Origin of the sequence: Sphaerothrix gracilis Ecp01, from assembly GCF_030405905.1 — a bacterium.
GTDB lineage: Bacteria > Cyanobacteriota > Cyanobacteriia > Phormidesmidales > Phormidesmidaceae > Sphaerothrix > Sphaerothrix gracilis.
The window spans coordinates 1-24,219 of record NZ_JASATW010000043.1; the positions used below are offsets into that span (position 1 = coordinate 1).

Consider the following 24,219-nt stretch of genomic DNA (forward strand, 5'->3'; position numbering starts at 1 on the left):
GACGGCAGGGTTTGGAGCTGAGCGCTCGGTCAAGGCGGGGCTAGCCGCCTGGAAATTCGCCCTCTTTGCGGGATTAGCGTTTACCCTGCCCTATGTATTAACAGCCCTGCTGCTGGGGCCAGAGTTTCCGACATTAGTTGGCGGACTGGTGGGATTAGCGATTGTCGTGCCTGCGGCCCGGCGTGGCTTTTTATTGCCCCCCCATCAATGGGATTTTCCAGCGGCTGAACATTGGCCTGATGATTGGCATAGTTCAGATACGCCGTCTGCATCTATCACAGGTAGTCGATTGTCGGCTCGTCGGGCCTGGCTGCCCTATATGCTGCTAGGGCTATTGCTGATGCTGTCGCGTCTAGACTTTTTGCCGTTCAGGGAGTGGATGCAGTCGTTAACCCTAACCTGGGTAGGCGTTTTTGGAACTGATGTTACAATCTCGACGCAGCCGCTTTACCTCCCATCCACCACTTTCATTCTTGTGGTAGCCATCACGTTCTTTTTGCATCGGCTTAAGCCTGCAGCTCTGGGCCGAGCGATCGCCAATGCGGTGCCGTTATTGCAAAAGACGACGCTAGCGTTGGGGTCAGCAGTGTTGATGGCACGGGTGTTTATCAACTCTGGAGTGAATAATTCTGGCTTAAAGAGTATGCCGCTGACGTTGGCCGATAGTATGTCAAATTTGGCCGGACAGCTCTGGCCGTTGTTTGCGCCTTTCGTGGGCACGGTTGGCTCATTTGTTGCTGGCAGCGTGACCGTCAGCAATTTGATGTTTTCCCTATTTCAGTTTGGCGTTGCGGCTCAGCTCGGCCTATCAACGGCAGCCGTTTTGGGGCTACAGTGCGTCGGCGCGTCGGCAGGCAATATGATTTGCGTATCCAACATTGTTGCAGCGGAGGCAACGGTAGGTCTGATAGGTCGCGAAGGTCTATTAATCCGCAAGGTGCTTTGGCCTACGGCATACTACGTCGGCTTTGCCGGCATATTAGGAATGCTTGCGGTATTCTTCTTAGACTAAGCCCAAATTCAGGAATTCTCATTATGGAGCGGCTGTTGAAAATAGTTCTTGCTAATAAAAGCCGAAACAACTAAAACTCGTTGATTTTGTAAATTCAGATGTACTAAATGGCAGTAAATCGCAGCTTCCGTTGTTTCAGGCTAATTTTAGACCGCTAAGCATAAAATTCGGCACAGTCTCCTGATAGGAACTCGGCATTGCCTCTAAAAGTTGGTAGATTAGCTGTTGGGCGTGGGCAAGCATGTCCATTTTTCTTGCAGTTTTTAGGTTTCACGCCCTTTGTCCTCATGCTTAGCATCAAAGTGCAAGCTCTGAGTTAAGACAGACTAGAGTGCTAAATCTTTAGTTGAGTAGACATCTCTTTTCATCCCTCTGCTTACCTTTTTCTGAGCTATCCAAGCATTCCTAGCTATCCTTCCTCTGGCTGTCGCAGACAGAGACCTACCACATCACGGGCTGAGCGACCTCGTGAACCACTGTTAACAATCGTTCTATCCCAGGCCCTCAGCTCGATCACATAGCCGCATCGAGGCATACCGCTTGTATCCAACGTCCAGTTTCCAGATTCACCCGTTGTTGGTACACCCGGCGGTGCCACGATGGAGTAAGCTCTCGTCAGCGGCATTTGATTTGTGCCGGGATAGGGCGCAGGGCTAGTGAAGGCTCCACCTGTCGGACTGCCCCCCACCTCATCTGGCAAGACCATTAGCCTGAGACTACCAAAGTGCTCATCTGTGGCTGAATACGTCCCAGAAATGAGATCGCCAATAGTGAAGTCAGCGCAGTTACCACCGCCAGAGGTAATGCTGAGAGCGACGCTGGGCGCTATATTGTCTAGCCGTACCGTCACTACATTGCTGAACCAAACGGGACCCGGATCAGCGGGATCTTTGGCCCGTATGCGAATCTGCCAGAGGCCGCTGAGTCCAGCCGTATTCCAGCGGGCCAGCACGTTGCCAACTGGGAAAATCTGCGGATTGCCAGGGCCGCCAATCAGGTCTTCTTGATACTCATAGAAGCCTTCAGCATCGACAGACTGGGTCACGCTGGGTAAATCGCTCCAAATGCCGTTGAGCAGGCGATCGCGGCCTAGCGTAAAGCTGTTATTGACCGTTTGGAAGGTCAAGAAGCCGTCGTTACTGACTTCGACGCGGTACTTCAGGTTCGCTGCTCCCTGACTGATGTCCGTCGTATTGGCCAGATGACCAGTCAGAATAACCACGCCGCCAAACGGACTATCAATCGCCGTAAATCCAGCCAAAGCTGCCGGGCCGTTGGCTAGGCCGGTGCTGCTGCTAATATCATCTACATCCATGCTGCCAGCAGTTTGAATAATCGGTGTATGGATATCGGGCGGTGTGAAGATCCCCGGCTTGATTTGAATCAGTGTTTCTTCCCGGTTGCCCCAGACCGGTACGTAGTTAGGGTTACTGCAGGGCGGCGGGCTCTGCCAGGACAAGATGGCCCGAATTTTGACCAGTTTGGCACCCTGTTGACAAGGCTGACGATACTGGGTGAAGTCCACTGGCAGGAAGACGGAATACTCCAGTCCAGCTTCTGGAATTTGTTCAATGTCGTAGACCTGTACTGAGGTCGTGCCTAGGCAGGTTTCAAACGTGCCGTTGTCATCAAAGTCGGCCCAGAACGTAACATATTCGCGGCTGCCTTGGGTGCAAGGTCCGCCAGAATAGCCCGCCGACTGCTTAATCCGCAAAATGCCGACCAGCGTGTCTTGCTCACGGTTGAGACCGATGCACTCTAATTCTTCGTAGCGGGTGCTGCCGTCGGTGGGAAATAGCAGATCGCCCAGATTGGGCAGATCTATGTCTAAGTCGGTGAAGACGCCCGGGAAGTTAGCGGCTTGCAAAGAGGCGATCGCCGCTGGCTGCTTGACCAGCGTTTGCAACTGGGTCAAGGCATAGCGATGTGGCTCGACATTCTTTTCCTGGTAGAGTTGCTTAAGTTCAGCTACTTCCAGCGCTTTAGGCTGAGCGGCGGGCACTGCTTGCGATAGGTCAACAATATTTGCCAGTTGCGGCGGCAGCTTCACCTGAGCCGCCTGCAGCAGATCGTCGATCACAATCAGCTTCAGCGAATCGACCTGAATGTGAGTGTCGTGAACATCACCCCAAACCGGTGCAAAATTTGGCTCGTCTGCCGGCGGCACTGCGTTCCAAGATAGGATAGCGCGGGCTTGAATCAGATTGCGAATGGAGCAAAATTTCTTGGGCGGTTTGACAGACAGCGAAACGGCATACTCTAGGCGCTTGTTGCCGCTGGTGCCAGTTGGAATGTCGTAAGCCTTGAAGCTGGTATAGCCCTGATCGACCCACGTAGCGCCGCCATCAAAGGAAAGATAGAAACGCACATATTCAGGTGTCCCACTAGAGCAAATACCACCGCCATAGCCGGCTGGCTGGTTAATATAGATGACAGCTTCTAAGCGGTTGAACTGGGGCTGAAACCCGACACAGCCAATCTCCTCATAGCGGGTATTGAGCTGAATATTGGTAACAGGTTGAAACGGGCTGGTTTTGACGTTGCCAAAATAGTTGGGATTGTTCAGCAGCAAAGCTCTAAACTGCCGCCGTTCCCGTTCAACTTCTGCAGGGCGATCGATTGCAATAACCATGTATTTTTCTCCGGCTGCAACATTCCAAAGCACGGAGTTTTCCGTGCTTTTAATCAGCGTGTTTTGATTAAAAATTTTGAAAAATAGATCGGGCTGTCGGTCAAAAAACAGCTCCTGAAAATAGGTGGAGTCAAACTCTAGCTGAAAGTTGCCGTGCTCATCTGTGACCGTGCTGCCGACGAGATCGTTGCAGATGAGATCTTTGTCCCAGGCTTCTATATTAAGTTTGGCTAGCCCAAAGCGGGTTTGACGGTCGATGACTCGACCGAAGATTCGAAAAGTTGTCATATGGCTAAACAAGAAGATTGAAACTTCCTACAGGGGTGAGCAAGTGCCGATTTGAAAAGTAGGCTGGTGTGTAGGAATGGGGTAGTGCACTCTGATAGCGGCATAAGGAGATTGCCTGCTAGCGAAGCGTTCAGTTCGTCTCTATCCCCACTATGTCAAAACTTGATGAGATTGCTGAGTACCCCAATGGGTACCTTTATATCTGGTTTAACTCTAAAGTTAACTAGAGGGTTTAAGCCAGACGAAAGGGTAAAAAAGTAAGCTTATGGCAGTCATCACAGGCTTGAAAATTGATGAAGTCCCTAAGCAGACTGGTCTACGGTCGGCGCGCTACGCTATTACGAAAGCCTGGGGCTGATTCAATCAGCCATAGCCCTCATCGGCATCGAGATGGATATGGGCCTCATCGATGTAAACCAGCAAACACTGCTCGTGGAGAGCTTCATCGAGCAAGGCTTGCAAGGTCTCCAGGAAGACCGCGCGTTTCTGGGGATTCACTTTGTTGAGGAGTTTACGAGCTTTCTTCCGGGAAAACCCGAGGTGTTTGAGAGTGCGGCGTAGCGTTTCGCGACCGCAATCAATTGCAAAGGTGGCTTTCACCCATTGCACCAACCGTTTCAACCTCCATCGCGGCAACGGTTCAAGCGAGCGCTCTTGAGGCGGGGTCGCTGCCGCTACCAGCGCGGCGCGAAGGGTTCTATCTAACCCATGTGCAACGACCTCAGGCAAAGGGGGGAGCGCCCGCCCGTGTGGCGAAAAATCAACGCTTCAGGACCAGCGCTATTGTAACGATGCACCCACTCCATCAGCGTTTGAGGGTTCCGCCGGGTTTGATAGGCGACTTGGGTCGCAGGCATTCCTTGGGCAATGTCGTAAAAACACCAGGTTCATCCCTTGATTCAGCAACGCCACAAATCCAACCACGACTTTATTGATACTTGTGCCAGTTGTTTTCTTTCCCAAAACCGCTACAAACTATTCAGGAGTAGGAGCAAAATCTGGTACCTGTCTGCCTTCTAGCTCAGCTTGGGTTGTGACCAATCCGTTTTCTCGGATATCAGGAATCAGCCACTCCATTTCCTTGATTTCTCGGCGCTGGGCTTCGACGATTTTATCTGCCAATTCACGCACCCGAATATCCTGAATTTGAGCTCGTTCACTCGTTAAAATCGCGATCGAGTGATGTGGAATCATGCCTTCCATATAATCGACGTCGCTTACGGTGATTTGACTGCGTACCAACCATAACGAAGCACCAAATAGAACGATGGCACCCACATAAATAGCGATATTCATGCTACGGCTCTTGTACATATGCAGCATGTACGACAGCATGATCACCATCATCGCGGCACCCATAATCAGGGCCATATAAACCCGCGTTTCACTAAACCAAGCATGGTCAAGAATCTGATATGAATGCAGATACATCAAAAAGAACATCACCACGATTGAGGTGCCAATCATGGCAAAGTATCTGACATAGCTACTCATGCCGCCGTCATGTCCTTTGTCAGCCTGGGTTTTCATGGCGTTGCCTTCAGATGTCATGGATTTTCCTCAAAATAAACACATCAAAAAAATAAATTTACTTACGCTGAATAACTTTTAGGAACGTGACGTTACTCAGTTATGCAGGCTTCGGTGCAGTGCTCACACGTCACTGCACAGGCCATCGCTTCATCAAAGCTAGATTAATCTGTTTGTAGTTAAACCGGATACCTATCCTAAAATCTCTATGGCATAGAAATAGCGAGAAACCGCCGCTCTCATCACCTATCGATGGCAGGAAACTCGACTTCACTCTAAAGGGATAGAGCGATTTCATCTTAATTTCATCGATAAATGTTAATCAACACGTCAGTTCACCCTCAACCACGGTATGGGCGGCGGCATGGGCATGGTGTTTTTGATCAACAGTCAGTCTCGGCGAGAGCGTTCGCATTCGCATTCCCTTTCGTGACTATGCGGGCAAAACCCGTCTATCACTGCCATGTCTTAGATCACGAAGACCGGGGCATGATGGGAATTGTAGAGATGTAGCCAGCTTAGGGACGGCATGATGTCTCAAAGCTGGTGACTCCGGCAACGCCCGTAGCAAGGACAAAATATAGTCCATTCTCTATGGCTAGGGCTTTTTTTTAGGGTAGAGAGGCGATCGCGGCTTTGCCCAGTTCAATCAGCGGTGTGCGCTAAATCATGACCCCAAGTAACCAGGAACACACGCTTATCCGCTCAATGTCACAGGGAAACGATGGTAAAAGGCGGAGCCGGCCCTGAAGTTCCAAACAGGTGAAACAAAACACCTCAGACAAGTCCCCCCATTCTAGGAGTTGAAATCATGCAACTGAAGTATCGCGGTCAAAGCTACCAAACAACAGCCCCCAGCTTAGAAACCACTGTTTCAGAGCAGCCCGGTATATTTCTAGGCCATCACTTCACCATTCGCCAGGTGCAAATCCTGCAGCGGCGACAGCCGGTAGAGCTAACCTATCGCGGCGTTCGCTACAGCCATTAAATTTTCAGCTTGGTCAGATCAAGCCTCTCCTCTCATTACTTGCTGAGCGATTGCTCTTGCTAGCACTTCTGACTCAATGGGTTTAGCGACGTGTTGTTGGAAGCCAGACGCAATAGCACGCTGGCGATCTTCTTCACGGGCAAAGGCTGTAACTGCGATCGCGGGGATATTCTTTCGCGGAGTATTGGGCAAGGCTCGAATTTGCTGAAGGAGAGTGTAGCCGTCCATATCGGGCATACTGATATCGCAGATGAGAACGTCAGGGTCAAAGACAGCTAAATTAGCTAAGGCTTCGGATCCGGAGGCAACGATGCAGATCTCAGCACCGTAGGCTCTCAGGACCATATCCAGCAATTCGCGGGTATCTTCGCTATCATCGACGGCCAAAACTTTGAGACCCGTTAGGTCAACATTTGCCAATGTTGAAGCAATTGGCAGAACACTCGCCTCCTGCAGTAGCGGTAGCTGTACGGTAAACGTGGCTCCTTGCTCTAATCCAGGGCTATCTGCCGTAATCCTGCCGCCGTGGGCATCTACTAGATACCTAACGATGGCCAGCCCTAAGCCCAACCCACCATGTTGACGAGTAACAGAGGCATCTTCTTGCCGGAAAGATTGGAACAAATAGGGCATAAAGTCTGGACTAATGCCTTGCCCTGTGTCGGTTACGGTAATCTGAGCCTGGTCATTGACAGTTTCTAAACACACATCTACTCGCCCACCATTTGAAGTGAACTTAACAGCGTTTGATAGGAGGTTCCAAACGACTTGCTGGAGTCGCCCTTCATCGCCCCTAACCTGACAAGCTTCAGAGCAGTTAAACTGTAGAGCAATTGATTTGGCTTGAGCGGCGATTTTGACTACTTCCATCGCTGCTTCAATCACCGTTTTTAAACTGACAGTAGTTTCCTCAAGGCTGAGCTTGCCTCGCAAAATACGACTAATATCTAGTAGGTCATCAATCAGCTGGGTTTGCAGCTTAGCATTGCGCTCAATGACGGAGAGACCTCGGTGGATAGTAGCTGAATCAGACAGTCGGGAAAGGAGTAAAGATGCCCAGCCTAGGATGGGGTTCAGGGGCGATCGCAATTCGTGGGACAGAATCGCCAAGAATTCGTCTTTGACGCGATTGGCTTGTTCGGCCTCGGCGCGGGCGGCCTGTTCCCGCCGGAGCAGTTGTCTGCGCTCCAGTTCGGCCTGTCGCTGATCGAGTAAATCAGTCGCCTGCCGAGCGAGCAAATCGAGGAACCGCAGTTCGCGATCGCTAGGGCGATGGTGTTGGTGCCAGTGGGTAGATACAATGCCGATGGGGCGACCCGAACGGGTCGTTAGCGGGGTGGATTGACCGCAGAGAAATCCTGCCTCTACCAGCTTTTGCAGTGAACCACTGGGGTCTTCACTGGCGGGTACGTCATAATCAATCAGGGCCCGTTTTCGACTTGCTAATGCAACGCCATAGGCAGTATCGAAGCCCGCGTCAAGACGATAGAAATACTCGACTGTCTTTTGATCTAAGCCTTGGCTAGCCAGTAAAAGTATATCTTGAGTTTCTGCTTCCAAAATTTGAATTGTCCCAGCATCAGCCTGCATAAGGTCAACCGCAGCGGTCACAATTTCGTCGTAGAGCACCTGCAGGTTATCCTCCGAGATTAGGCGGGTGCTCAGCTCGTGTAAGCGTTGGGTATCGCGTAGATTGACGGCCAGGGTTGCCTCGGCGCGGGCGCGTTCTAGCCGCGTCCAGATGCGCGTCGTCAGTTCCTGTATCAGGTTGATTTCGTCCTCTCGCCAGTGGCGCGGAGCTGAGTCGAAGGTGCCCAGGAGGAAGCGCCACTGGCCATCGCGGATAAACGGTACGTTGATAAACGCGCCCACGGAGAAAGCCGCCATTTGCTCAGCATTCGTTCGCGGGTCTTGGAGGGCATCGTGCACCGCGTAGATTTCTCCCGCGCGCATGGCTCGGCAGAAATCCCTGGTATGAAAATCGTCGATGCGATGGAGGCCGAGCAGGCTAGGGGCACTCGCGCTCTGCCACTCATAGGTGATGGTGACGGTCTGCTGCGCCTCATCCACGACGCCGAAATGGCAATGAACAGTCTGAAAGTACGCGCCGATCTTCGCGCCGATCACGGTCATCGTATCTTCGATGTTCGTCAGTTGCACCAGGTCTTGGCTGACTTCGGCGAGAAAGGCGAGATTAGCTTCGCGGCGTTTGCGCTCCGTAATATCGTTGAAGAGAACAGCGACCTGGCGCTTGTAGGGTTTACCGATACGAAAGGCATAAACATCATAAACCCGCCCCAGTTCTTGGGCATCGTTTTCAAACCGCTCGGGCTCTCCGGCTAGCGCGATTCTGCCGTAAGTCTCAAACCAGTGGGCCTCGTGCTCCGGCACAAATTCACGTACGGTTCTGCCAATGACATCCACCAGTCCGGTGTGTTGCTCAAAGGCGGGGTTGGCTTCCAGAAAGCGATAATCAAAGGCGTTGCCCCGTTCATCAAACAAAACTTCAATGATGCAGTAGCCTTCGTCGATTGAGTTGAATAGCGATCGATATTTTGCTTCCGATGCGCTCAGAGCGATTTCAGTTTGTTTTTGCGAGGTGATGTCGCTGGCCGCGCCAAACCACTTGACGATTTGGCCCGTTTCATCCAGTAGTGGAATAGCGCGGGAGAACGTCCAGCCTACGGTGCCATCGAGTCGGATTACCTGGTGCTCTAGTTCGAAGGTGCTGCGGGTGGCAATCGCCTGGTTAATTGTGTTCCAGACTCGCGGCTTTTCCGGTTCGGGAATGTAGGTGTCTATCCAGTTAAGCCGGGGATTGTCGGTGGTGGGGATAAACGCTTTCCCCTGAAGAAAGCGCATCTCGCGCCAGTTGGCACTCATCTCATAAACAATGTCTGACGTGGCGCTGAGAAACGTACGGAATTTTGCTTCCGATTCGTATAGGGCGGCTTTAGCTTGCCGTTGTTCAATCAGGTCGGCGGCTTGACGAGCCAGCAAGTCTAGAAACCGCAGTTCGCGATCGCTGAGACCATCGTATTCCCGCCAATGGGTCGAAACCATACCGATAGGTTTACCGGAACGGGTAATTAACGGCGTGGACTGCGCCCAACAATAACCCGCTTCAATGTGCATTCGCATCGAGCCATCGGGGTCTTCACTCTGGGGCACGTCGAAATTAACAAAGATGCGATTGCCCGTTGCCAGCGCCCTACCACAGGACGTATTAGAACTGGCATTGACCCGATAGAAGTGATTAGTCAGGCTCTGTTCAAAACCTTGGGTCGCCAGCAACAACAAATCTTGTGTCGCTTCATCCAGAATTTGCACGGTTCCGGCATCAGCTCGCGTGAGCGTGATTGCCGCTGCCATAATCTCCTGATAAAGCGCCTTGGTGTCGCTCTCGGTGGTGAGCCGGTTTGCGAGGTTGTGGAGCAGTTGGGTATCTTGAAGGTCTGCTGTAATCGTCGCTTCGTGGCGTTTGCGCTCGGTCACGTCCTGCATGACGGCCATCAGGCATTGCCCTGAACCATCTTCTACACGGGTCACAAACATCTCAAGCACCATGCCTTGCCGTTCAAACTCGCGCTCGAAGCGGAAGGATTGGCCCGTTTCTAATACGCGATCGTAGTCGGCATACCAGTCCTCGACCTCGTCGGGGAAGTTATCGCGGATTGACTGGCCGCTTAGGTCAGGAGTATTGAACATAGCCTGCATAGCCGGGTTCATGGCGAGGTAGCGGTAGTCGCGAAGCCCATCTGAACACAGAGGGAGTGGCTCAAACAGACAGACCCCCTCATCGATAGAGTCAAACAGTGCTCGATACAGGGTTTCGCGTGCGCGCAGGGCGGCTTCGGCGCGGGCACGCTCCACCGTTGCCCAAGTGCGATCGGCAGTTTCTACCACCAATTCGACCTCCAATTTGCTCCAATCTCTGGGCGTGCTCTTTACCAGACACAGGATGCCGACCGGCTGACCGTTTTTAATCACAGGCACATTGATGTAGGAAATCACCTGGAGCCGGAGGCAGAGCTGCCTGAGATTGTCGTCCACCGTATCGGTCGTTCGCACATCCTGCACCGCAAACGGGTGACCGGCATCGATTATCGCCTGCAAGATGGGAAAGCTGCTCAGCGGATACACTCCAGCTACCGAGGGCAACCCATCACGGGCCGCGTCGCGCCGAATGATGGCATTGCCGTCCTCAATTTCGCAGTAGTAACACCGATCAGCGCCAAAGTGATTCATCGCAATTTGGGTGGCCGTCTCCTGAATCGCCACCGGGTCGGTCAGAGGCTGCAGCGCATCGCTCATGCTCAACAGATATGCCTGCCGGGTCTCGCTCTCACGCAGGGTTGCTTCGGCTTGCTTGCGCTCAGTGATGTCGTAGGAAACTACCAGCACGGTGTAGGCTGCATCACTCCTACCATAGAGGGGCGTCCCCCGCGAAATATACCAGCGATCGTGGGCATAGTGCTCATGCTCAAAAGGTTTGCCAGCCAGCGCCTGACGATACATCGGCTCGTAACTTGCCGCTAGTTCGGGCGATAGCGCCTCAAAAATGGTGCGCCCCACCAGACCTTCTGAGTTAAAACCAGCTGTAGACAAGGCCTCGCCTTCGGCCAACCGATAGCGCAGATCGCGATCGACAAGAAATACGGCCCCGCCAGGTAGATTCTGAATCAGCGCCAAGGCTTGTTCCTCCGCCTGCTGACGCTCTGCTGACTCGGCTGCTAACGCCTGGTTGACGGTCTGTAGCTCGCTGGCCTGTTGCTGATTGCGGAGCAGTGCCGCTGCGGTAAAATCTGCCAGCCCCGTCATCAGCCGCACATCTTCTAAATCGAACTGCCGCTGCTCATCGTGGGTGACGATCCAAATAGTGCCGAGCGTCTGCCCTTCGGCAATTAACGGCAGCACTAATCCCTCTACAAAGGGCGTATTGGCTGCTTGAAAATAGGTGAAATACCGTTCTAGATAGGAAAATAGCACCGGAGCTTTCTGCTCTAGACAGACCCTGCAGGGGCTGAAGTTCCGAGGCGTGTAGCTCCCTAAATGATTTGCCAGGGTGCCTGCTAGCACTACCCAGCGGAAGACAACTTCGCCCTCTGCACTCGTCTCTACCAAGCTCACCCCAGCGGTACTCGTATTGCCACACAACTCTATGGCCAAGTCCACTAGGCTTTGCAGCATGACTTCAGGTGCGTGGACTAGTTGACGGGCGAGCGATCGCATCGCCTGATTTTCGGCCTGAAAATTGGGGTCTCGCGGTGATCGGCGAGACAGCTCCTCAGTGATTAAAACATCATTTAACTGTATGGACTTGGGTCGGTCTGACATTAGGGAAGACCCTTTAAATGGGAAACTCGGTGAATGGCATATTTCTTTAAGAGCACCGCTCTCCCAGCTTGCAGAGCTGGATCAGAAGCGCCGCTCAATTGTGCTAAAACGTTTTCCACTTGCTTCAAAGCCAGAGGAGACGGCTGCATACGAGCATTCTCCCAACGGTTGAGCGTGCTAAAGCTGACTCCTAAAATCGCTGAAAACTGCTCCTGGGTGTAGCCTAGGACTTGGCGTAAATCTCGAATAAAATGGCCAACTTCGGGTTGATACCGAGGCAGAGAAAAACATTGTAAAACGGGTGCCTGGTCTATTGGCATGGTTGGTTTTCATAACATTTGCCTGTACTCTATAGCGTCTGCTAAGGCGTCTAAATCTACTTATAGACAGAAGAATTTTAAGTAGCTTAGTGTATGAGCGCCACCTATCGATTAATGTCGGATATCACGCTATCTGAAATCTTTCCAACATTCGGTGATTTGGACTGAACCATTCTCTGATACCGAATCCGAGCCATATACCCCTGAAATGAATTAGGCTGCAACTATGCCTAGAAAACTTCATCTGGAACCCCATTATTCGTCTGCCGAGTTGAAGACTCGCTATCGAGCGAGCACGGACCCAGTGGAATCGCGCCGTTGGCATCTGCTCTGGTTGGTGTCGGCGCAAGCGACCTTAACGGATGCCGCCCGAGTGGTGGGGTTGAACTATGACTACGCCCGCACGATTATGGCTGACTACAACCGTGATGGGGCCGCAGGTCTGCGGAATCGGCGCAAAGCCAAACGACCTCACCAACGCCGCAGTCTCCTGACAGCAGCGCAACTAGAGCAACTGAAGGCTCGCTTGGCACTCCCACCTACTGATGGTGGACTCTGAAATGGCCCCAAAGTCGCTCGCGTCATCGCTGAACTGACTGGGATGGAGAAGGTCTGGCCCCAACGGGGGTGGGACTACCTGAAGCGCTTAGAGCAGTCCTTACAAGTGCCCCGGCCTCGCCATCGGCAGGGTGACCCGGAGGCGCAGGCGGCCTTCAAAAAAACCTTCCCATCCGCCAAGCTGAACTAGCCCAGCAATATCCCGCAGCCACCGTTGAAGTCTGGTCGTTTGATGAGCATCGTCTCGGACTCAAACCCATCATTCGCAAGGTTTGGGCTCCGGTGGGGCAGCGTCCCATCGCCCCTGTAGAGCCTCGCTACGAGTGGACTTATCTCTATGGCTTTGTCCATCCCAGCACCGGGCAAAGCGAATGGCTGATTCTGCCGCGCGTCAATAGCGCCTGGTTCAATCAAGCCCTCGCCAATTTTGCTCACGAAGTCGGGGCAGGTCCCCACAAGCACATTCTCTTAGTCATCGATGGAGCGGGATGGCACTGTAGCCAAACGGTCGTGGTTCCAGAAGGGATTCATCTAGAGGTCTTGCCGCCCTATTCTCCTGAACTGCAACCCGCTGAACGGCTCTGGTGACTTACGGATGAGCCGTTAGCAAATCAGTGTTTTGACAGTCTCGATGATTTAGAGACTATTCTCGGCGATCGCTGCCGTACCCTGCTGACGATGCAAGACGACATCAAAGCCTTGACGAACTACCATTGGTGGCCCGCCTAGAGAACGATCGTTTCGGGGGTGAGTCAAACGGATTTGGTATGACTCATCAATAAAAATGAGGTCTTTGGCTAAGATAGTTTGCATCATCTGCCAGAAGGCTACACGTGCCCTTTGAACCCGCTCACTCTCTTTCTCGCTAGCGTGCAGCGTTTTTTTGACGCTGAGGTCGAGCTTTTTGAGCATCCTATCGACGGTAGAGCGACTGATGCGAACCCCTGTTTTAGCTTCTAACAACTTGGCTAGCTCTACGAGCGTCGCATCGTTATGGTCTTCAACCAGTTGTTCCAAGACAGCCAGTTGCTTAGTGGTGAGCTTAGTCGGTGTTTGTTCAGTGCGCACCTTGGGTGTAATCGAACCGGTTTGCCGCTTTTGCTTGAGCAGTTTCTCAATAAAGCTCAGGGCGACCCCGAAGCGCTTGGCAAGTTGCCGTTGCGAGATGGGTTCATTCTCATAGACATCGATGATTTTCTGGCGCAAGTCGAGCGAATAGGGCTTCATGCTTACCCCGATCTTGAAAGGATAAATCAATCCCACATTCATATCGATACAGCCTGTAGGACTAATATTCCACAGGTAGACTACCCTGCGATCGCAGCTTGATTACACAAAACCTTACACGAACGATTCTTGCTAGCAAAGATGAAGTTCAGCATCGGCCAACTAGAGCTAAGCATCTAAACATAAACGGTACGCCAATCTCGTATAGCGCTGCTGTGACTTGATCTGGTTCACAGCCAGCGCGATCGCCTTTTGTGCTCCCACCAGAATCACCCATTGCTTGGCCCGCGTCACCCCCGTATAGAGCAGGTTGCGCGATAGCATCATATAGTGCTGCATGAAGACTGGCAGAATCACCACTGGATACTCACTGCCCTGAGACTTATGAATCGTCGTGGCAAACGCCAGCGTGATCTCGTTCAGGTCGGCGTAGTCATAACTCACCCGGCGATCGCCAAATTGAGCCATCACTTCTGCTTCTTCAACATCTATCGCGGTGATCACCCCCAGGTCCCCGTTGAAGACTTCGCGGTCATAGTCGTTCTTCTGCTGCAATATGCGATCGCCCTCTCGCAGCGTCATCCCGGCCCTGACAATTTCGGCTTTGACTGGACTAGGCGGATTCAGCAACTGCTGCAGCGTTTGGTTGAGCTGGCGCGTTCCCACCTCACCTCGGCTCATCGGGCAGAGTACCTGTACGTCTTTCGCGGGTTCAAAGCCTAGCGTCGGTATCAGATGGGTGATCACATCCTGGATTGCCGTGACACCGTGCGCTGGCTCGGCTGCCTCGAACCAGAGAAAGTCACTGCGCGGCTGATTGGTAACGGGTTCTAGCTGCGGGAAGTGGCCCTGATTGATGCGGTGCGCATTGGTGATAATCGCCGATGCCTGCGCCTGCCGGAACACCTGCGTCAGCCGCACTACCGGAATCTGCCCAGATGCGATCAAGTCTTGCAGCACTGCTCCGGGTCCCACGCTCGGCAGCTGGTCGATATCACCCACGAGCAAGAGCTGCGTCTGCGGCGCGATCGCCTTGAACAGCGAGTTGGCCAGAAACAGATCCAGCATCGAAGCTTCGTCTACCACGATGGCATCGGCAGGTACTGGGTTCTCTAAGTCGCGCTTAAATTTCATCTGCTTCGGGTCAAACTCCAGCAAACGATGAATTGTCCGAGCCGGCTGACCTGTCAGCTCACTGAGGCGCTGGGCGGCTCGTCCAGTCGGAGAGGCTAGCTCAATCGTCTTGCCCATCGCCTGCCACAGCGCCACGATGGTGCGGCAGATGAACGACTTGCCCACACCAGGACCGCCGGTGAGAATCAGCAGCCGCTGCGAGGCTGCCATCACCACTGCCTGTCGCTGCTGCTCCGATAACTGCAGCTTTGTCTTGGCGCTAAAGCGATCAATCCAGCGCTCTACGCGCGGCCCATCGACAAAGAGCGCTTGACTCAGCAGATGCTTGACTCGGTTGGTCAGTCCCTGCTCAGCATGGAAGAAAGGCGGAGCATAACAGAGAAACTGACCCTGAAATTCACCGCTGCCCCCCTGCAGCATCAGCTCCGCGTCTATAGCCATCTCGGTCGTCAGCGATAGGATATCTTCTGGCGCGACCCGGTGCTCTGGCAGTGCTAGCCGTGTTGCGGTGCGCTCCACTAGCTCTGGCTGAGGCAGAAAGCAGTGGCCTTCCTCGGCGGCTTCGCTGAGCACGTGCAGAATCCCGGCCCGGTAGCGAAACTCCGAGTTCGGGGCTATACCCAGATTGCGGGCGATCGCATCAGCAGTCACAAAGCCAATGCCGTAGACATCGGTGGCGAGCTGATAGGGATTTTCCGTCACTTTGGCGATCGACTCATCGCCATACTGCTTGTAGATCTTGACGGCGTAGGTCGTGGAAACGCCATGCCCCTGCAAAAACAGCATCACCTCTTCGATCGCCTTCTGCGTTTGCCAAGCCACTTGAATCAGCTTCACTCGCTTCTTGGCTATCCCTGGCACCTCTATCAGCCGCTCAATCTGATGCTCGATGATGTCGAGGGTATCGAGCTGGAAGTGAGCCACAATGCGCCTGGCAGTCACCGGGCCAACCCCTTTGATCAGTCCGCTGCCTAGATACTTCTCGATGCCCGTCAGCGTCGCGGGTTTAGTTTCCCGATATTGAGCGACTTGGAACTGCGGGCCGTACTTGGGATGCTCGCGCCAGGTGCCCTGCATCTGCAGCGTCTGCCCGGCCTGCACGTTGGCGAAGTTGCCTACAATCGTTACTAGGTCATGGGTACGCGGCGCTTTCAGCCGGGCCACGGTGTAGCCTGACTCTTCAGAGTGATAGGTGATGCGCTCGACGACCCCTTGCAAAGACTCGATCTGTGGTAGCGGCTTCATCCTCGACCCGCGAAAGCTCTAGTTCAAATTTACGCTACCTGATCCCAAAGCGCTCCCCCCCTGGCCAGCGCCATCGGAGTCGGGCGATCGTGTGTGCATTTTCTTAGGTAACATTGAAGCCTCTTTGTTACCCAAGAAATGAAAAATCTGCGCTTAGGACAGGCAAGTGCTCGCGGTTGCCACACGTGCCTCCGACCGCCACCAGGGATCGGCTCTGCTCCATTGCAGGTTGAGGTGGCTCGAAGCAGTTAAACAGCAGGCATAGCGGGTCAGCCTGACATTTTCTATTCGACGCTGACTCCCTAGGCCTATTTCCGACCATTTTGTTAGTTACAACAAAGTGGTCAGAAATAAGTCGGAAATGTAGTTATCAAAGACTTCACAGTCAGAGGCGGAGCATCTTTCCGTTAGCATTAATCATCCATCTGTAAGTCTGTCGGGTCAAAGCCGAGTTCGCGGAGCTTAGCGAAGGCGCGGTCGCGTTCATTGATGAAGTCGCTAGGATCCTTGAAACGCTCTCCAGTAGGATGAAAAAGAGCCAGACCATCCTCAAACATCTCGAAACGAATGCCTAGCGTCGGGGATGTCCACGGCAAATTCATCACCATAATCGGAATCAAATCTTCGGCAGCCGATGATCTCACTAAGCCCCAAAAGTCATGGGAATCCGGATCGTAGAAAAACATCTCTAAGACCCCATACTTACCGTAAAAAGCTTGCTTCGTCAGCATTTCCCGAGCACTATTGCTAGGCGAGAGGATTTCAAAGACAACTTGAGGACCAACGTTGGCCTCTTCCCACTGTTTGTAACTGCCGCGTTCGCCATCAGGCCGACCCAAAACCACCATCGCATCTGGTGCCTGAGCCGGGATAGGAGGTGCATCAACCTGAACGGGGTACCACAGCAGATCTCCAGCGACAAAAGCCGTTTGCCCCTGAAGAAGCTGTTTCAGATTGGTAACCAGCCGAACAATCCACCGATACTGGAGGGTGTTGTCAGCCATTAGCTTACCGTCTGAATCAGGATAGAGCGTTGTACTGTCTACAGGCGTTTGAACCATTGCGGGGCACCGCATAAGAATTTCTGCAGGATAGCTGTATTTTAGCTGTTTGAGCAAGCTTCAAGAATACACATACCCTACTCTTGTGTTGTAGAAATATCGTTGTTTGATTAAGCGTGAATCAGACAACAAAAGTGGCAATGCCTGTCCTAGAAAGTTCAGGTCTGCGATCGCTGAGTAGCCATGCTTTTGCTAGAGAGTATAGACCATGAACTACATTTCTGTAGTGAATGAAACGGATGAAAGACATCGACGGCTCAGAGATGCAAGAAACTTAGCTTTCGAAATAAATAAGCGTTTTTTAGTGATCTACAGATAAATCGCCCGGAAACAGGCTGCGCACCTCAGCATACTTATAACCTTTGCTTGCAAAGCAGTCTGGGAGTTTTGAAGATTTCGTGCTCTAATATGATGGCATGAGAATCAGTGATTTTTCTAGAAAAATCACTCAGCATCACTAGGGCAGAAAGATGAACCGAAATCAGCTAAAGATCGCCGTGATGTCTAACGCTGGTGGCACAGGGAAAACGACACTCACAGTCAACCTCGCTAATGAGCTATCTCTTGTAGGACATAGTGTTTGTGCCTTCGGCCTTGATCCCAATGCTTCTCTAGGAATGTTTCTTGGACTTTCTCAGCCTGACAGCGAGAGCTTAGGAAATATCTTACTGAATGAGGATTTTTCTGGAGAGTGGCCCTTGCACGACTGCTGGCCCAGTCGGAGCACAAAAGTTCAAGCCTGTCTTGGCGGGAGGGATTTGGACGCTAGCATTGAAAAGCTGCTGGTGGCGGACAGAAAAACTGAGGTATTGCGCGATCGCCTAGAAGACTATCCGTTGCCTCATGATTTCTTGATTTTTGATTGTCCTGGAACAGTGGATTTAATGCACAAGATAGCGCTTTCTGCCTGTGACTTTGTGCTGATTTCCGTTTGTCCAGATGCAAAGGGATTTTATGCTGTGGCGACGTTACTTGACTGGTTTTACACCAACATCAGGCGACTAAGATTACGTCCAGCTCCGGAAATTTTAGGTGTAGTGCCAAACCGGGTGCAGGCAATTGAGCAACATCAAGCTGTATTGGGCCTGAAGCGTAAAGACGAGATTCCGCCACTTCCAGATTTACTCGCTGCGAGTAACATCCATCTTTTTGAGCCGATTAAGGAGTACGCCGAAATCAGTAAGTCTGTAATGGAAGGGGGGTTACCTCTCCGGGCCTATCGCCCCGGACATCCGGCTAATAAACCTTTTCATAATATTGCCACTGTATTGATAGAAAAGAGAGATGCCTAAAACTAATCCAGCCTTGGCCCAAGCATGGGGTAATACGCAAAACTCTAGACTAAAAACCGAGATTGAAGACCTTAAACAGCAACTGGAAGAGCTTCAGTCGAATACTGATACCGGAATTGAGACCTATCCAATAGGGCGTTTTATCCAGCTTCAGCTTCCTGACGGACTCACCCAACCGCGCAAATACTTTGATTTGGCGGGAATGGAGAAGCTAAAGCAATCAATCAGGAAGCATGGAGTCCAGGAACCACTAATTGTTCGTCCTGGAGCCAATGGGAAGCTGGAGATAATCTCTGGCGAAAGACGTTGGCGCTGCAGCATTGAGGAATCGCTAACTGAGATTCCAGCTATCTGCCGAGAATACACAGATGAGGAAGCCTTAGAGATTGCATTAATTGCTAATCTCATCCGCGAAAATCTCAACATAATTGAGGAAACCGACAGTATCACTGCCTTGATTGGATTGAGGCTTTCTATTCCCCGTGAGAGCATTCCATCATTGCTTGTAAAAATACTCAATCTGCGCTCACGCCACGAAATGGATGACGAGGATATCGTCAAAAGAATCCAATCAGATAAAAGTGATTTTTCTAGAAAAATCATTCCGAACTCACTTGCTGATATCGATGGGATCCTAGATGAGTTTCAGCTCACATTGGCGGGCTTCGTGACTAATCGTTTAAATGCTCTTCAAAAAATGCCTGAGAAACTAATTGAGGCAGTTCGAGCAGGGCAGATAGATTTTTCTAAAGCTGACTTGATCCGCAAGGCTCCGGAAGAAAAGCAGGATGAACTACTGACCCAGGCTAGTAATGAAGATTGGTCGAAGACCCAGCTCGCAGAAAAGGTAAAGGCGCTAAAGACTGCTCCCAATGCCTCAGAGGAAGATCTACGCGATCGCATCCATCAGGGGTATTCTTCAATTCGTTCAAAGCGTAACTGGAAACGGATCGAGGCAGATTCAAAACTCAAAAAGAAGGCTCAGAAGCTTGAATCATTGATCGCTGAGATTTTGTCAGAGCTGGATGAACAGCGTGAGGAGTGACACGTTTGGAAGGGCTTTATTAATTTGCAGGACTGAGCCGTAAGAAACCGGGGCCGTTACCCTCCGCGTCCGCTTGAGCTACTACATAGCGGCGATCGCCGTTCGGAAGCTCTACCAATAAGTAAGGATAAGCGTCAGGATAATCCTCTTCCACATCGGCTGCTAGGATTCTAGCGCCTACTAACTGCTTGAGCTCTTTCTGGTAAAAGTTCATCGTTATTCCTCAGATGGTTTCTCTAAATCTCTAGGAACTGCCAGTGAACATCGGCAAGCTGGCAGCAAATCTCCGTGGCTATGCCTTCAAATGTCCATCCAACCTGCTGCCCCTCGCGCTCATGCAGTGGTCTAGGCGGCAGTACATAGCTCTCATCGCTTAGATAGAGAGCGCTCGGCAGCTTTTCCACCCGACGAACGCAGTTCCGACGCTCATCAAAATAAACAGAAGTGCGATAGATCCAAAGTTGCATGTCTGGTTTTGCTCTGTGACGATAAGGGGGCGTTTGCCCCCAATTGCGGCCTAGTCCTTGTAGAGATACAAACCTAGACCAAACTTCGCTGCCGCTCGTCTAAACGCTTTGCTTTCGGCATTGGATGAAGGATCCCCGTAGGCTAGCTCTACCTCTTCACCATCGTCATTCAGGCGCTTGAGTTCCTCAGTTCCCGTCGCTTCGCGGTAGATATGGCCTTCGCTGGTAGGAATTGTTAGACGGCCTACCAGAAACAAGCGATCGCTAGAGAGCTGTGTACTGATAATCTGCCACGTCCAGCCAGGAGCATACTTATCTAAAATGCTGTTAGCTGTGTACCAGTGAATGAAAGTAATCCGCTTGCCACCACGTTTCTTGGAGCTGAGCAAGTTTGCTGGCAGTGGTCGCTTCAGGGCTTCTTGTATCTGCTGCAGGCTCCATTCACCCACTTTGCTAGGAGGCTGGATCGGTGCTTTAGCAGACTGAGGAAACTGAACCAGCGCGGATACACTTTGAGATTGACTTTGCATAGTTATTCACAAATGATTATGGCGTTAGGGCTTTGTTAGGGGCAGGAATGCCCCTTAAGTGATTTATCTAGAACAGCAATCAATCATCACCATCCATGTAAAAGTCAAGATCAGTGGCTGGATCAGGGTTAGGTGAATCAAACCAATACTCTGCTCGCGCTTCAGCAGCAAAAGCTAGTTCCTCTGTGGTGGCACTAGACTTGCTGCTTTCATTAGGAGAATAGAAATCTGACTCAACCTCAGCGGCTTCAGGATTGAGTGCTTCGGGCGTCCATTCAATGCGATCAGTGTCAGCTTGTTCTCGCTTTTGGGCTTCGTAAGCAAGGGCAACTTCAACAGGCATTACAATATCTCCAGGGTTAACAACCACTTGAGAGGGCAACTAGCTTGGCGGCGGGTGCCCTCTATTGCCCTAGTTTCATTATATACAACATGTATTGAAATGTCAATCCCTGTGGGCTATATTGAAGCTATCCCGTTCCCCATCTCTTGAAACCATCCTTATAATTTCTCTATGGCTAAAAAAAATAGATATAGCCCTGGCGAGCATCCCCACAGCCAGGACAATCTCCACCCCAGACAACCGCTCTACGAGGAAGCCAAAAAGCGTAAACAGATCATGGTGACCGATAAAGGCTGGCAAGGCTTTAAAGCCCTGGCTGGAGCCAAAGGTTTATCTGCCTCCGAATTGGCTGAGCGTATTGGTCGCGGCGAGATAACGCTTGGCAATTAGCTTGATTGGGTATCCTCTGAATCATTTGAACCCAAACTCTCAGAAGTATAGTTATGAAAATTCGCTGGCGAAAATTGGCCGTAATTGCTGCTATTGGCTTTCCAGCCGCTTTCCTAATTCGCTGGGTAGCGCCTCAGCTAGGCCCAGAGGTTGCGTGTGTTTGGCAAGCTGATGGAGAAGCTTGGCAAGGTACCGACGAGCAGTGCCGCAACTTACCCGATGGAGCAGTCGTTTTCACTTCAATCGCGGCCTCGATACCGTCGCTCCCCGGCGGCACCACCCCTGGCACATGGAACCAGTCTTTGGGACTGCCGGGTATTGGGTTGATTAGCCAGAGCTGACCTTTCTGGAGCTGGGCGATCGCGCAGGCGATTAGCTCCAGTAGAGGTGATTTACCGCCCGTTGAGCCAGCTACTACCCGGACGCGCGGGACGAACTTGAGCGCCACAACCTCCTCAAACTCTGCCGCACTGTAGCAGACCAGCTCCGTGAAGCGCTCGGCTACCAGTTCAGCGCCTACGGCTTCTGCTTTGGCCGCTGCTGAATTTGACGCGGAGCGCTTTCGGCTCTTAGCTGAGCGGGACTGGCTCTCGCCAGGGGTAGAAAGCGTCACCTCTAGCAGGAAGTTGCGAGGGTCTAGCTCAAAGTCCTCGGAGCTGAGCCGATGCTGAGAGACGCCCCAGGCTCCCACTTCATCACAGATTTTGTCTATCTCTGAATCGGTCAGCTTGGTGGTGCCGGTATTGCGATCTACTTTGAAGCGCAGCCGGAAGCCACCGGGAATCTTGATGCTCTCGACGGCATCTAGAATCACGCTATGGGCAGCAAAGTGCTCAATTAGACGATTGCCTGCCTTGTCGATGGACGTTTCGCCAGGGAAGCGGCGGGGGGCTTGCAGCACTTCAATTAAAGCTTCCGCGTCCACGATGCGCTGCTGCAAACTGGCTAGTTCCTGCTTGAAGCTGTCCTCAATCACGTTGAAGCCGACTTCAACCTGAGAAGACCGCTCGACCCACTGGGACGCTTCCGAGACGTAATCATCGCGTAGTTGCTCAAACTCAGCGTAGATGGCCTGCTTCTCACCCTCATGGGTTGTCCCCAACTCCAAATCTCGGATGCCCGACCACAGCTTGCAGTAGCTCAGCGTCATCTCCTCCAGCAGGGTCAGGAAGAAACTATAGGCATCGTCATGGCAATCGCACTCTTCACTCATGGCGTTGACGCGATCTCTAAGGCCCGCGTCATAGGCCACCAGAGACTCCCGGTAGTGCGTCCACCGCTTTTTCTCTGTCTCGTCCAGCTCGACTGGCTTGCCCGCATACTCCAAATCAGACACCGGACGATTCGGGTCAAAGCGATCGCAGATGGCAATGAGTCCCTGAAATAAAGGATTCCAAACGTCAAGGATCTGAACCTCAATCGCGTCTAGGTGGACGGCGAGGTCATAGCGTTTTTCACTCAGACGGGATTGAGCTTGTTCGAGGGACTCCTGCATCTGGGCTAGACGCTGCGAGAGCGTCTTGACCTGCTCTCGTCGCTGCCCTAGCTCTGTCTGGTTAGCGCTGTCTCTAGCAGCTAGTTCAGCCACTTGCACTTGCAAACGACTCAGTTGTCCTGTCATCTGGCTGGCTTCGGTCTGTAGAACCTTCATCCGCTCTTGGCGATCGCTTGCTTGGCTTTGAGCCTCTGTTAGCGTTTGCATCAGCTCTCTCTGAGATGCCTGCAAAGCATCACGATCACGGGTCAGCCTGTCGATTTGGTTTTGGCTTTCCTGAGCCGTAGTTGCCAGCCGATGCTCCCAATCATTGTTGCTCTGCACCAACAGCGTTATCGCGGTCTGAGTGGCGCGTTCGCGGCTAGACTTCAGAGCGGCAAAGGACAGTCCCGTCGTCCCAAAGCCCGCGATCGCCATGCCCGGATTCTGAAACAGAATGCCGCTGAGCAATGAAATCGATAGGGACGTGCCACTGGTCAGCCATACCAGCGTAGACAGGTAGCCGAACCTGGAATGCACCTTCTGGTGGCGCTGTTTCTCTTCTTTACCGCGTTCCCGTTGCGTTTTCATGAGGATGCTCCCTCGAAATGAAGTAGTGAGGGACGCCAGCGGGCGTCCCGTCTCGTTCTAGGCCGATAGCTCTAAGGACTGGGCTTTCATCAAGGCTTGCTGGGCTTGAGCCTTGAGTCCCTGGATCTCGTTGCGCACTTTGACAAGCTCGATGTCCGTCCGCTCTTGCAGCAGTCCTGTCTTAACCTGCTCGCCAGACAGCTTAATGTTGGCTTGCTCATTGCGCTGGACGGCAGTAGCAAACTTGAGCCGCTCGGTGCTCAGGTCTACAACGGCAGTCGCGGCACTCACCTGTTTGCGCTGCGTTGTCAGTGTCTCTTTCAACGCCGTAAAGCCGTCTCCCAAAGCTTTCTGGTAGCTCGTGTGCGTCTTCATCACCGCTGAGATGAAGTTATAGCCTGTTTCAGCGACCTGCTGGGCCGCTATCATCTGGTGATAGTCTTCAATCCGCCGATCCGCTTCTGAGCGCTCCATTCGAGGTGCTGAAGAAGTTCCTGGATCATAGATATCAGACGGAATCAGGCTATTGGGATCATGGGCCGGAATGTTGTAAGGCAATTCAATCGAATCACTAGACCTTATCGGAAATTGAACCGATAGGATGATTAGTGTCAGAAGCATCGACCCGAGACATTCAATGAAAGTGACCTATGCCGAGTTACGGACAAAACCTCGAATCCTATGCAGTTTAACTGGCTTGAGGATGTCAGAGTTTGAGGCGTTGTTACCCAGCTTTGGGACGGCTTGGCAGAGCT

The 24,219-nt window shown here is 52.2% G+C and carries 23 protein-coding genes and 1 pseudogene; 9 read left to right on the top strand and 15 right to left on the bottom strand.

Translation table 11 applies throughout. The features are described 5' to 3' along the window. Nucleotides 1-1,012 (top strand): L-lactate permease (locus tag QJQ48_RS25890; protein WP_346294138.1); only part of this gene is annotated, 1,012 nt, incomplete at its 5' end. A 409-nt stretch (nt 1,013-1,421) separates the two neighbouring features. Here the strand turns inward: QJQ48_RS25890 and QJQ48_RS25895 are convergent. The 4 genes from QJQ48_RS25895 to QJQ48_RS25905 form a co-directional block, all read right to left on the bottom strand. Continuing rightward, nucleotides 1,422-3,932, bottom strand: a complete 2,511-nt coding sequence (locus tag QJQ48_RS25895; RefSeq protein WP_346294139.1) for a hypothetical protein — start codon at nt 3,930-3,932, stop codon at nt 1,422-1,424. Between the two features lie 363 nt (nt 3,933-4,295). Beyond that, complete coding sequence (locus tag QJQ48_RS25900; protein WP_346294140.1) at nt 4,296-4,661, bottom strand: winged helix-turn-helix domain-containing protein; 366 nt, start codon at nt 4,659-4,661, stop codon at nt 4,296-4,298. After that, nucleotides 4,634-4,801, bottom strand: coding sequence for a helix-turn-helix domain-containing protein (locus QJQ48_RS28430; protein ID WP_428843096.1), 168 nt, complete (start codon nt 4,799-4,801; stop codon nt 4,634-4,636). The genes QJQ48_RS25900 and QJQ48_RS28430 overlap by 28 nt, the downstream gene beginning before the upstream one ends. 106 nt (nt 4,802-4,907) lie before the next feature. After that, nucleotides 4,908-5,462 (bottom strand): DUF305 domain-containing protein, encoded by a 555-nt coding sequence (locus tag QJQ48_RS25905; protein ID WP_428843097.1) that lies wholly within the window; start codon nt 5,460-5,462, stop codon nt 4,908-4,910. 389 nt (nt 5,463-5,851) lie between these two features. Between QJQ48_RS25905 and QJQ48_RS25910 the strand changes: the two are divergent. Together QJQ48_RS25910 and QJQ48_RS25915 are read left to right on the top strand one after the other, a co-directional pair. Then, a pseudogene (locus QJQ48_RS25910) lies at nt 5,852-5,975 on the top strand (multicopper oxidase domain-containing protein); the annotation flags it as partial. Between the two features lie 298 nt (nt 5,976-6,273). Next, complete coding sequence (locus QJQ48_RS25915; RefSeq protein WP_346294141.1) at nt 6,274-6,450, top strand: DUF4278 domain-containing protein; 177 nt, start codon at nt 6,274-6,276, stop codon at nt 6,448-6,450. A gap of 18 nt (nt 6,451-6,468) precedes the next feature. Here the strand turns inward: QJQ48_RS25915 and QJQ48_RS25920 are convergent, their stop codons facing one another. Further along, nucleotides 6,469-11,787, bottom strand: coding sequence for a GAF domain-containing protein (locus tag QJQ48_RS25920; protein ID WP_346294142.1), 5,319 nt, complete (start codon nt 11,785-11,787; stop codon nt 6,469-6,471). Beyond that, nucleotides 11,787-12,107 carry a helix-turn-helix domain-containing protein gene (locus QJQ48_RS25925; protein ID WP_346294143.1) on the bottom strand — a complete coding sequence of 107 codons (321 nt, stop codon included), beginning with the start codon at nt 12,105-12,107 and terminating at the stop codon, nt 11,787-11,789. Before QJQ48_RS25925 ends, QJQ48_RS25920 begins: the two co-directional genes overlap by 1 nt. 304 nt (nt 12,108-12,411) lie before the next feature. Between QJQ48_RS25925 and QJQ48_RS25930 the strand changes: the two genes are divergently transcribed. From QJQ48_RS25930 to QJQ48_RS25940, 3 genes are read left to right on the top strand one after another with little or no spacing between them, the layout of a single operon-like run. Continuing rightward, a complete protein-coding gene (locus tag QJQ48_RS25930) occupies nt 12,412-12,666 on the top strand; it encodes a helix-turn-helix domain-containing protein (protein WP_346294144.1) in 255 nt (84 codons plus the stop codon). A gap of 42 nt (nt 12,667-12,708) precedes the next feature. Then, nucleotides 12,709-12,855: a helix-turn-helix domain-containing protein gene (locus tag QJQ48_RS25935; RefSeq protein WP_346294145.1), complete on the top strand. Its 147-nt coding sequence runs from the start codon at nt 12,709-12,711 to the stop codon at nt 12,853-12,855. Beyond that, entirely contained in the window at nt 12,837-13,253 is a 417-nt protein-coding gene (locus tag QJQ48_RS25940; RefSeq protein WP_346294159.1) for an IS630 family transposase, read from the top strand. The genes QJQ48_RS25935 and QJQ48_RS25940 overlap by 19 nt, the downstream gene beginning before the upstream one ends. A gap of 48 nt (nt 13,254-13,301) precedes the next feature. On the opposite strand, the gene QJQ48_RS25945 is transcribed toward QJQ48_RS25940, so the two are convergent. The 3 genes from QJQ48_RS25945 to QJQ48_RS25955 all read right to left on the bottom strand — a co-directional run bounded on the left by QJQ48_RS25945 (nt 13,302) and on the right by QJQ48_RS25955 (nt 17,332). Next, nucleotides 13,302-13,892: a winged helix-turn-helix domain-containing protein gene (locus tag QJQ48_RS25945; protein ID WP_346294146.1), complete on the bottom strand. Its 591-nt coding sequence runs from the start codon at nt 13,890-13,892 to the stop codon at nt 13,302-13,304. Nucleotides 13,893-14,060: 168 nt separating this feature from the next. Next, nucleotides 14,061-16,271 carry an SF1B family DNA helicase RecD2 gene (gene recD2 / locus QJQ48_RS25950; protein WP_346294147.1) on the bottom strand — a complete coding sequence of 737 codons (2,211 nt, stop codon included), beginning with the start codon at nt 16,269-16,271 and terminating at the stop codon, nt 14,061-14,063. 413 nt (nt 16,272-16,684) lie between these two features. Further along, nucleotides 16,685-17,332, bottom strand: a complete 648-nt coding sequence (locus QJQ48_RS25955) for a Uma2 family endonuclease (protein WP_346294148.1) — start codon at nt 17,330-17,332, stop codon at nt 16,685-16,687. A gap of 470 nt (nt 17,333-17,802) precedes the next feature. On the opposite strand from QJQ48_RS25955, the gene QJQ48_RS25960 reads away from it, so the two are divergent. Both QJQ48_RS25960 and QJQ48_RS25965 read left to right on the top strand, forming a co-directional pair. Next, complete coding sequence (locus tag QJQ48_RS25960) at nt 17,803-18,624, top strand: ParA family protein (protein ID WP_346294149.1); 822 nt, start codon at nt 17,803-17,805, stop codon at nt 18,622-18,624. After that, the gene (locus tag QJQ48_RS25965) at nt 18,617-19,669 is read left to right on the top strand and encodes a ParB/RepB/Spo0J family partition protein (RefSeq protein WP_346294150.1); all 1,053 of its coding nucleotides are present in this window, start codon (nt 18,617-18,619) and stop codon (nt 19,667-19,669) included. The genes QJQ48_RS25960 and QJQ48_RS25965 overlap by 8 nt, the downstream gene beginning before the upstream one ends. Nucleotides 19,670-19,688: 19 nt before the next feature. On the opposite strand, the gene QJQ48_RS25970 is transcribed toward QJQ48_RS25965, so the two are convergent. From QJQ48_RS25970 to QJQ48_RS25985, 4 genes are all read right to left on the bottom strand, one after another. Beyond that, nucleotides 19,689-19,883: a hypothetical protein gene (locus QJQ48_RS25970; protein WP_346294151.1), complete on the bottom strand. Its 195-nt coding sequence runs from the start codon at nt 19,881-19,883 to the stop codon at nt 19,689-19,691. Nucleotides 19,884-19,905: 22 nt separating this feature from the next. After that, nucleotides 19,906-20,136 carry a hypothetical protein gene (locus QJQ48_RS25975; protein ID WP_346294152.1) on the bottom strand — a complete coding sequence of 77 codons (231 nt, stop codon included), beginning with the start codon at nt 20,134-20,136 and terminating at the stop codon, nt 19,906-19,908. A gap of 50 nt (nt 20,137-20,186) precedes the next feature. After that, nucleotides 20,187-20,666, bottom strand: a complete 480-nt coding sequence (locus tag QJQ48_RS25980; RefSeq protein ID WP_346294153.1) for a Rad52/Rad22 family DNA repair protein — start codon at nt 20,664-20,666, stop codon at nt 20,187-20,189. Nucleotides 20,667-20,745: 79 nt separating this feature from the next. Then, nucleotides 20,746-21,009 (bottom strand): hypothetical protein, encoded by a 264-nt coding sequence (locus QJQ48_RS25985; RefSeq protein ID WP_346294154.1) that lies wholly within the window; start codon nt 21,007-21,009, stop codon nt 20,746-20,748. A 171-nt stretch (nt 21,010-21,180) separates the two neighbouring features. On the opposite strand from QJQ48_RS25985, the gene QJQ48_RS25990 reads away from it, so the two are divergent. After that, on the top strand, nt 21,181-21,399 hold the full coding sequence (locus QJQ48_RS25990; protein WP_346294155.1) for a hypothetical protein: 219 nt from the start codon (nt 21,181-21,183) through the stop codon (nt 21,397-21,399). A gap of 133 nt (nt 21,400-21,532) precedes the next feature. Here QJQ48_RS25990 and QJQ48_RS25995 read toward each other — a convergent pair whose 3' ends face one another. Next, nucleotides 21,533-23,464, bottom strand: a complete 1,932-nt coding sequence (locus QJQ48_RS25995; RefSeq protein WP_346294156.1) for a coiled-coil domain-containing protein — start codon at nt 23,462-23,464, stop codon at nt 21,533-21,535. 57 nt (nt 23,465-23,521) lie between these two features. Then, complete coding sequence (locus QJQ48_RS26000) at nt 23,522-24,022, bottom strand: hypothetical protein (protein ID WP_346294157.1); 501 nt, start codon at nt 24,020-24,022, stop codon at nt 23,522-23,524. Between the last annotated feature and the right edge of the window lie 197 nt (nt 24,023-24,219).

What these genes read in the sequence shown, in the direction of transcription:
- QJQ48_RS25915 (WP_346294141.1), top strand. Translation starts at nt 6,274, where the DNA reads ATGCAACTGAAGTATCGCGGTCAAAGCTACCAAACAACAGCCCCCAGC.
- QJQ48_RS25970 (WP_346294151.1), bottom strand. Translation starts at nt 19,883, where the DNA reads ATGAACTTTTACCAGAAAGAGCTCAAGCAGTTAGTAGGCGCTAGAATC.
- recD2 (WP_346294147.1), bottom strand. Translation starts at nt 16,271, where the DNA reads ATGAAGCCGCTACCACAGATCGAGTCTTTGCAAGGGGTCGTCGAGCGC.
- QJQ48_RS25925 (WP_346294143.1), bottom strand. Translation starts at nt 12,107, where the DNA reads ATGCCAATAGACCAGGCACCCGTTTTACAATGTTTTTCTCTGCCTCGG.
- QJQ48_RS25985 (WP_346294154.1), bottom strand. Translation starts at nt 21,009, where the DNA reads ATGCCTGTTGAAGTTGCCCTTGCTTACGAAGCCCAAAAGCGAGAACAA.
- QJQ48_RS25980 (WP_346294153.1), bottom strand. Translation starts at nt 20,666, where the DNA reads ATGCAAAGTCAATCTCAAAGTGTATCCGCGCTGGTTCAGTTTCCTCAG.
- QJQ48_RS25945 (WP_346294146.1), bottom strand. Translation starts at nt 13,892, where the DNA reads ATGAAGCCCTATTCGCTCGACTTGCGCCAGAAAATCATCGATGTCTAT.
- QJQ48_RS25905 (WP_428843097.1), bottom strand. Translation starts at nt 5,462, where the DNA reads ATGAAAACCCAGGCTGACAAAGGACATGACGGCGGCATGAGTAGCTAT.
- QJQ48_RS25965 (WP_346294150.1), top strand. Translation starts at nt 18,617, where the DNA reads ATGCCTAAAACTAATCCAGCCTTGGCCCAAGCATGGGGTAATACGCAA.
- QJQ48_RS25975 (WP_346294152.1), bottom strand. Translation starts at nt 20,136, where the DNA reads ATGCAACTTTGGATCTATCGCACTTCTGTTTATTTTGATGAGCGTCGG.
- QJQ48_RS25995 (WP_346294156.1), bottom strand. Translation starts at nt 23,464, where the DNA reads ATGAAAACGCAACGGGAACGCGGTAAAGAAGAGAAACAGCGCCACCAG.
- QJQ48_RS25955 (WP_346294148.1), bottom strand. Translation starts at nt 17,332, where the DNA reads ATGGTTCAAACGCCTGTAGACAGTACAACGCTCTATCCTGATTCAGAC.
- QJQ48_RS25960 (WP_346294149.1), top strand. Translation starts at nt 17,803, where the DNA reads ATGAACCGAAATCAGCTAAAGATCGCCGTGATGTCTAACGCTGGTGGC.
- QJQ48_RS25990 (WP_346294155.1), top strand. Translation starts at nt 21,181, where the DNA reads ATGGCTAAAAAAAATAGATATAGCCCTGGCGAGCATCCCCACAGCCAG.
- QJQ48_RS25895 (WP_346294139.1), bottom strand. Translation starts at nt 3,932, where the DNA reads ATGACAACTTTTCGAATCTTCGGTCGAGTCATCGACCGTCAAACCCGC.
- QJQ48_RS25920 (WP_346294142.1), bottom strand. Translation starts at nt 11,787, where the DNA reads ATGTCAGACCGACCCAAGTCCATACAGTTAAATGATGTTTTAATCACT.
- QJQ48_RS25935 (WP_346294145.1), top strand. Translation starts at nt 12,709, where the DNA reads ATGGAGAAGGTCTGGCCCCAACGGGGGTGGGACTACCTGAAGCGCTTA.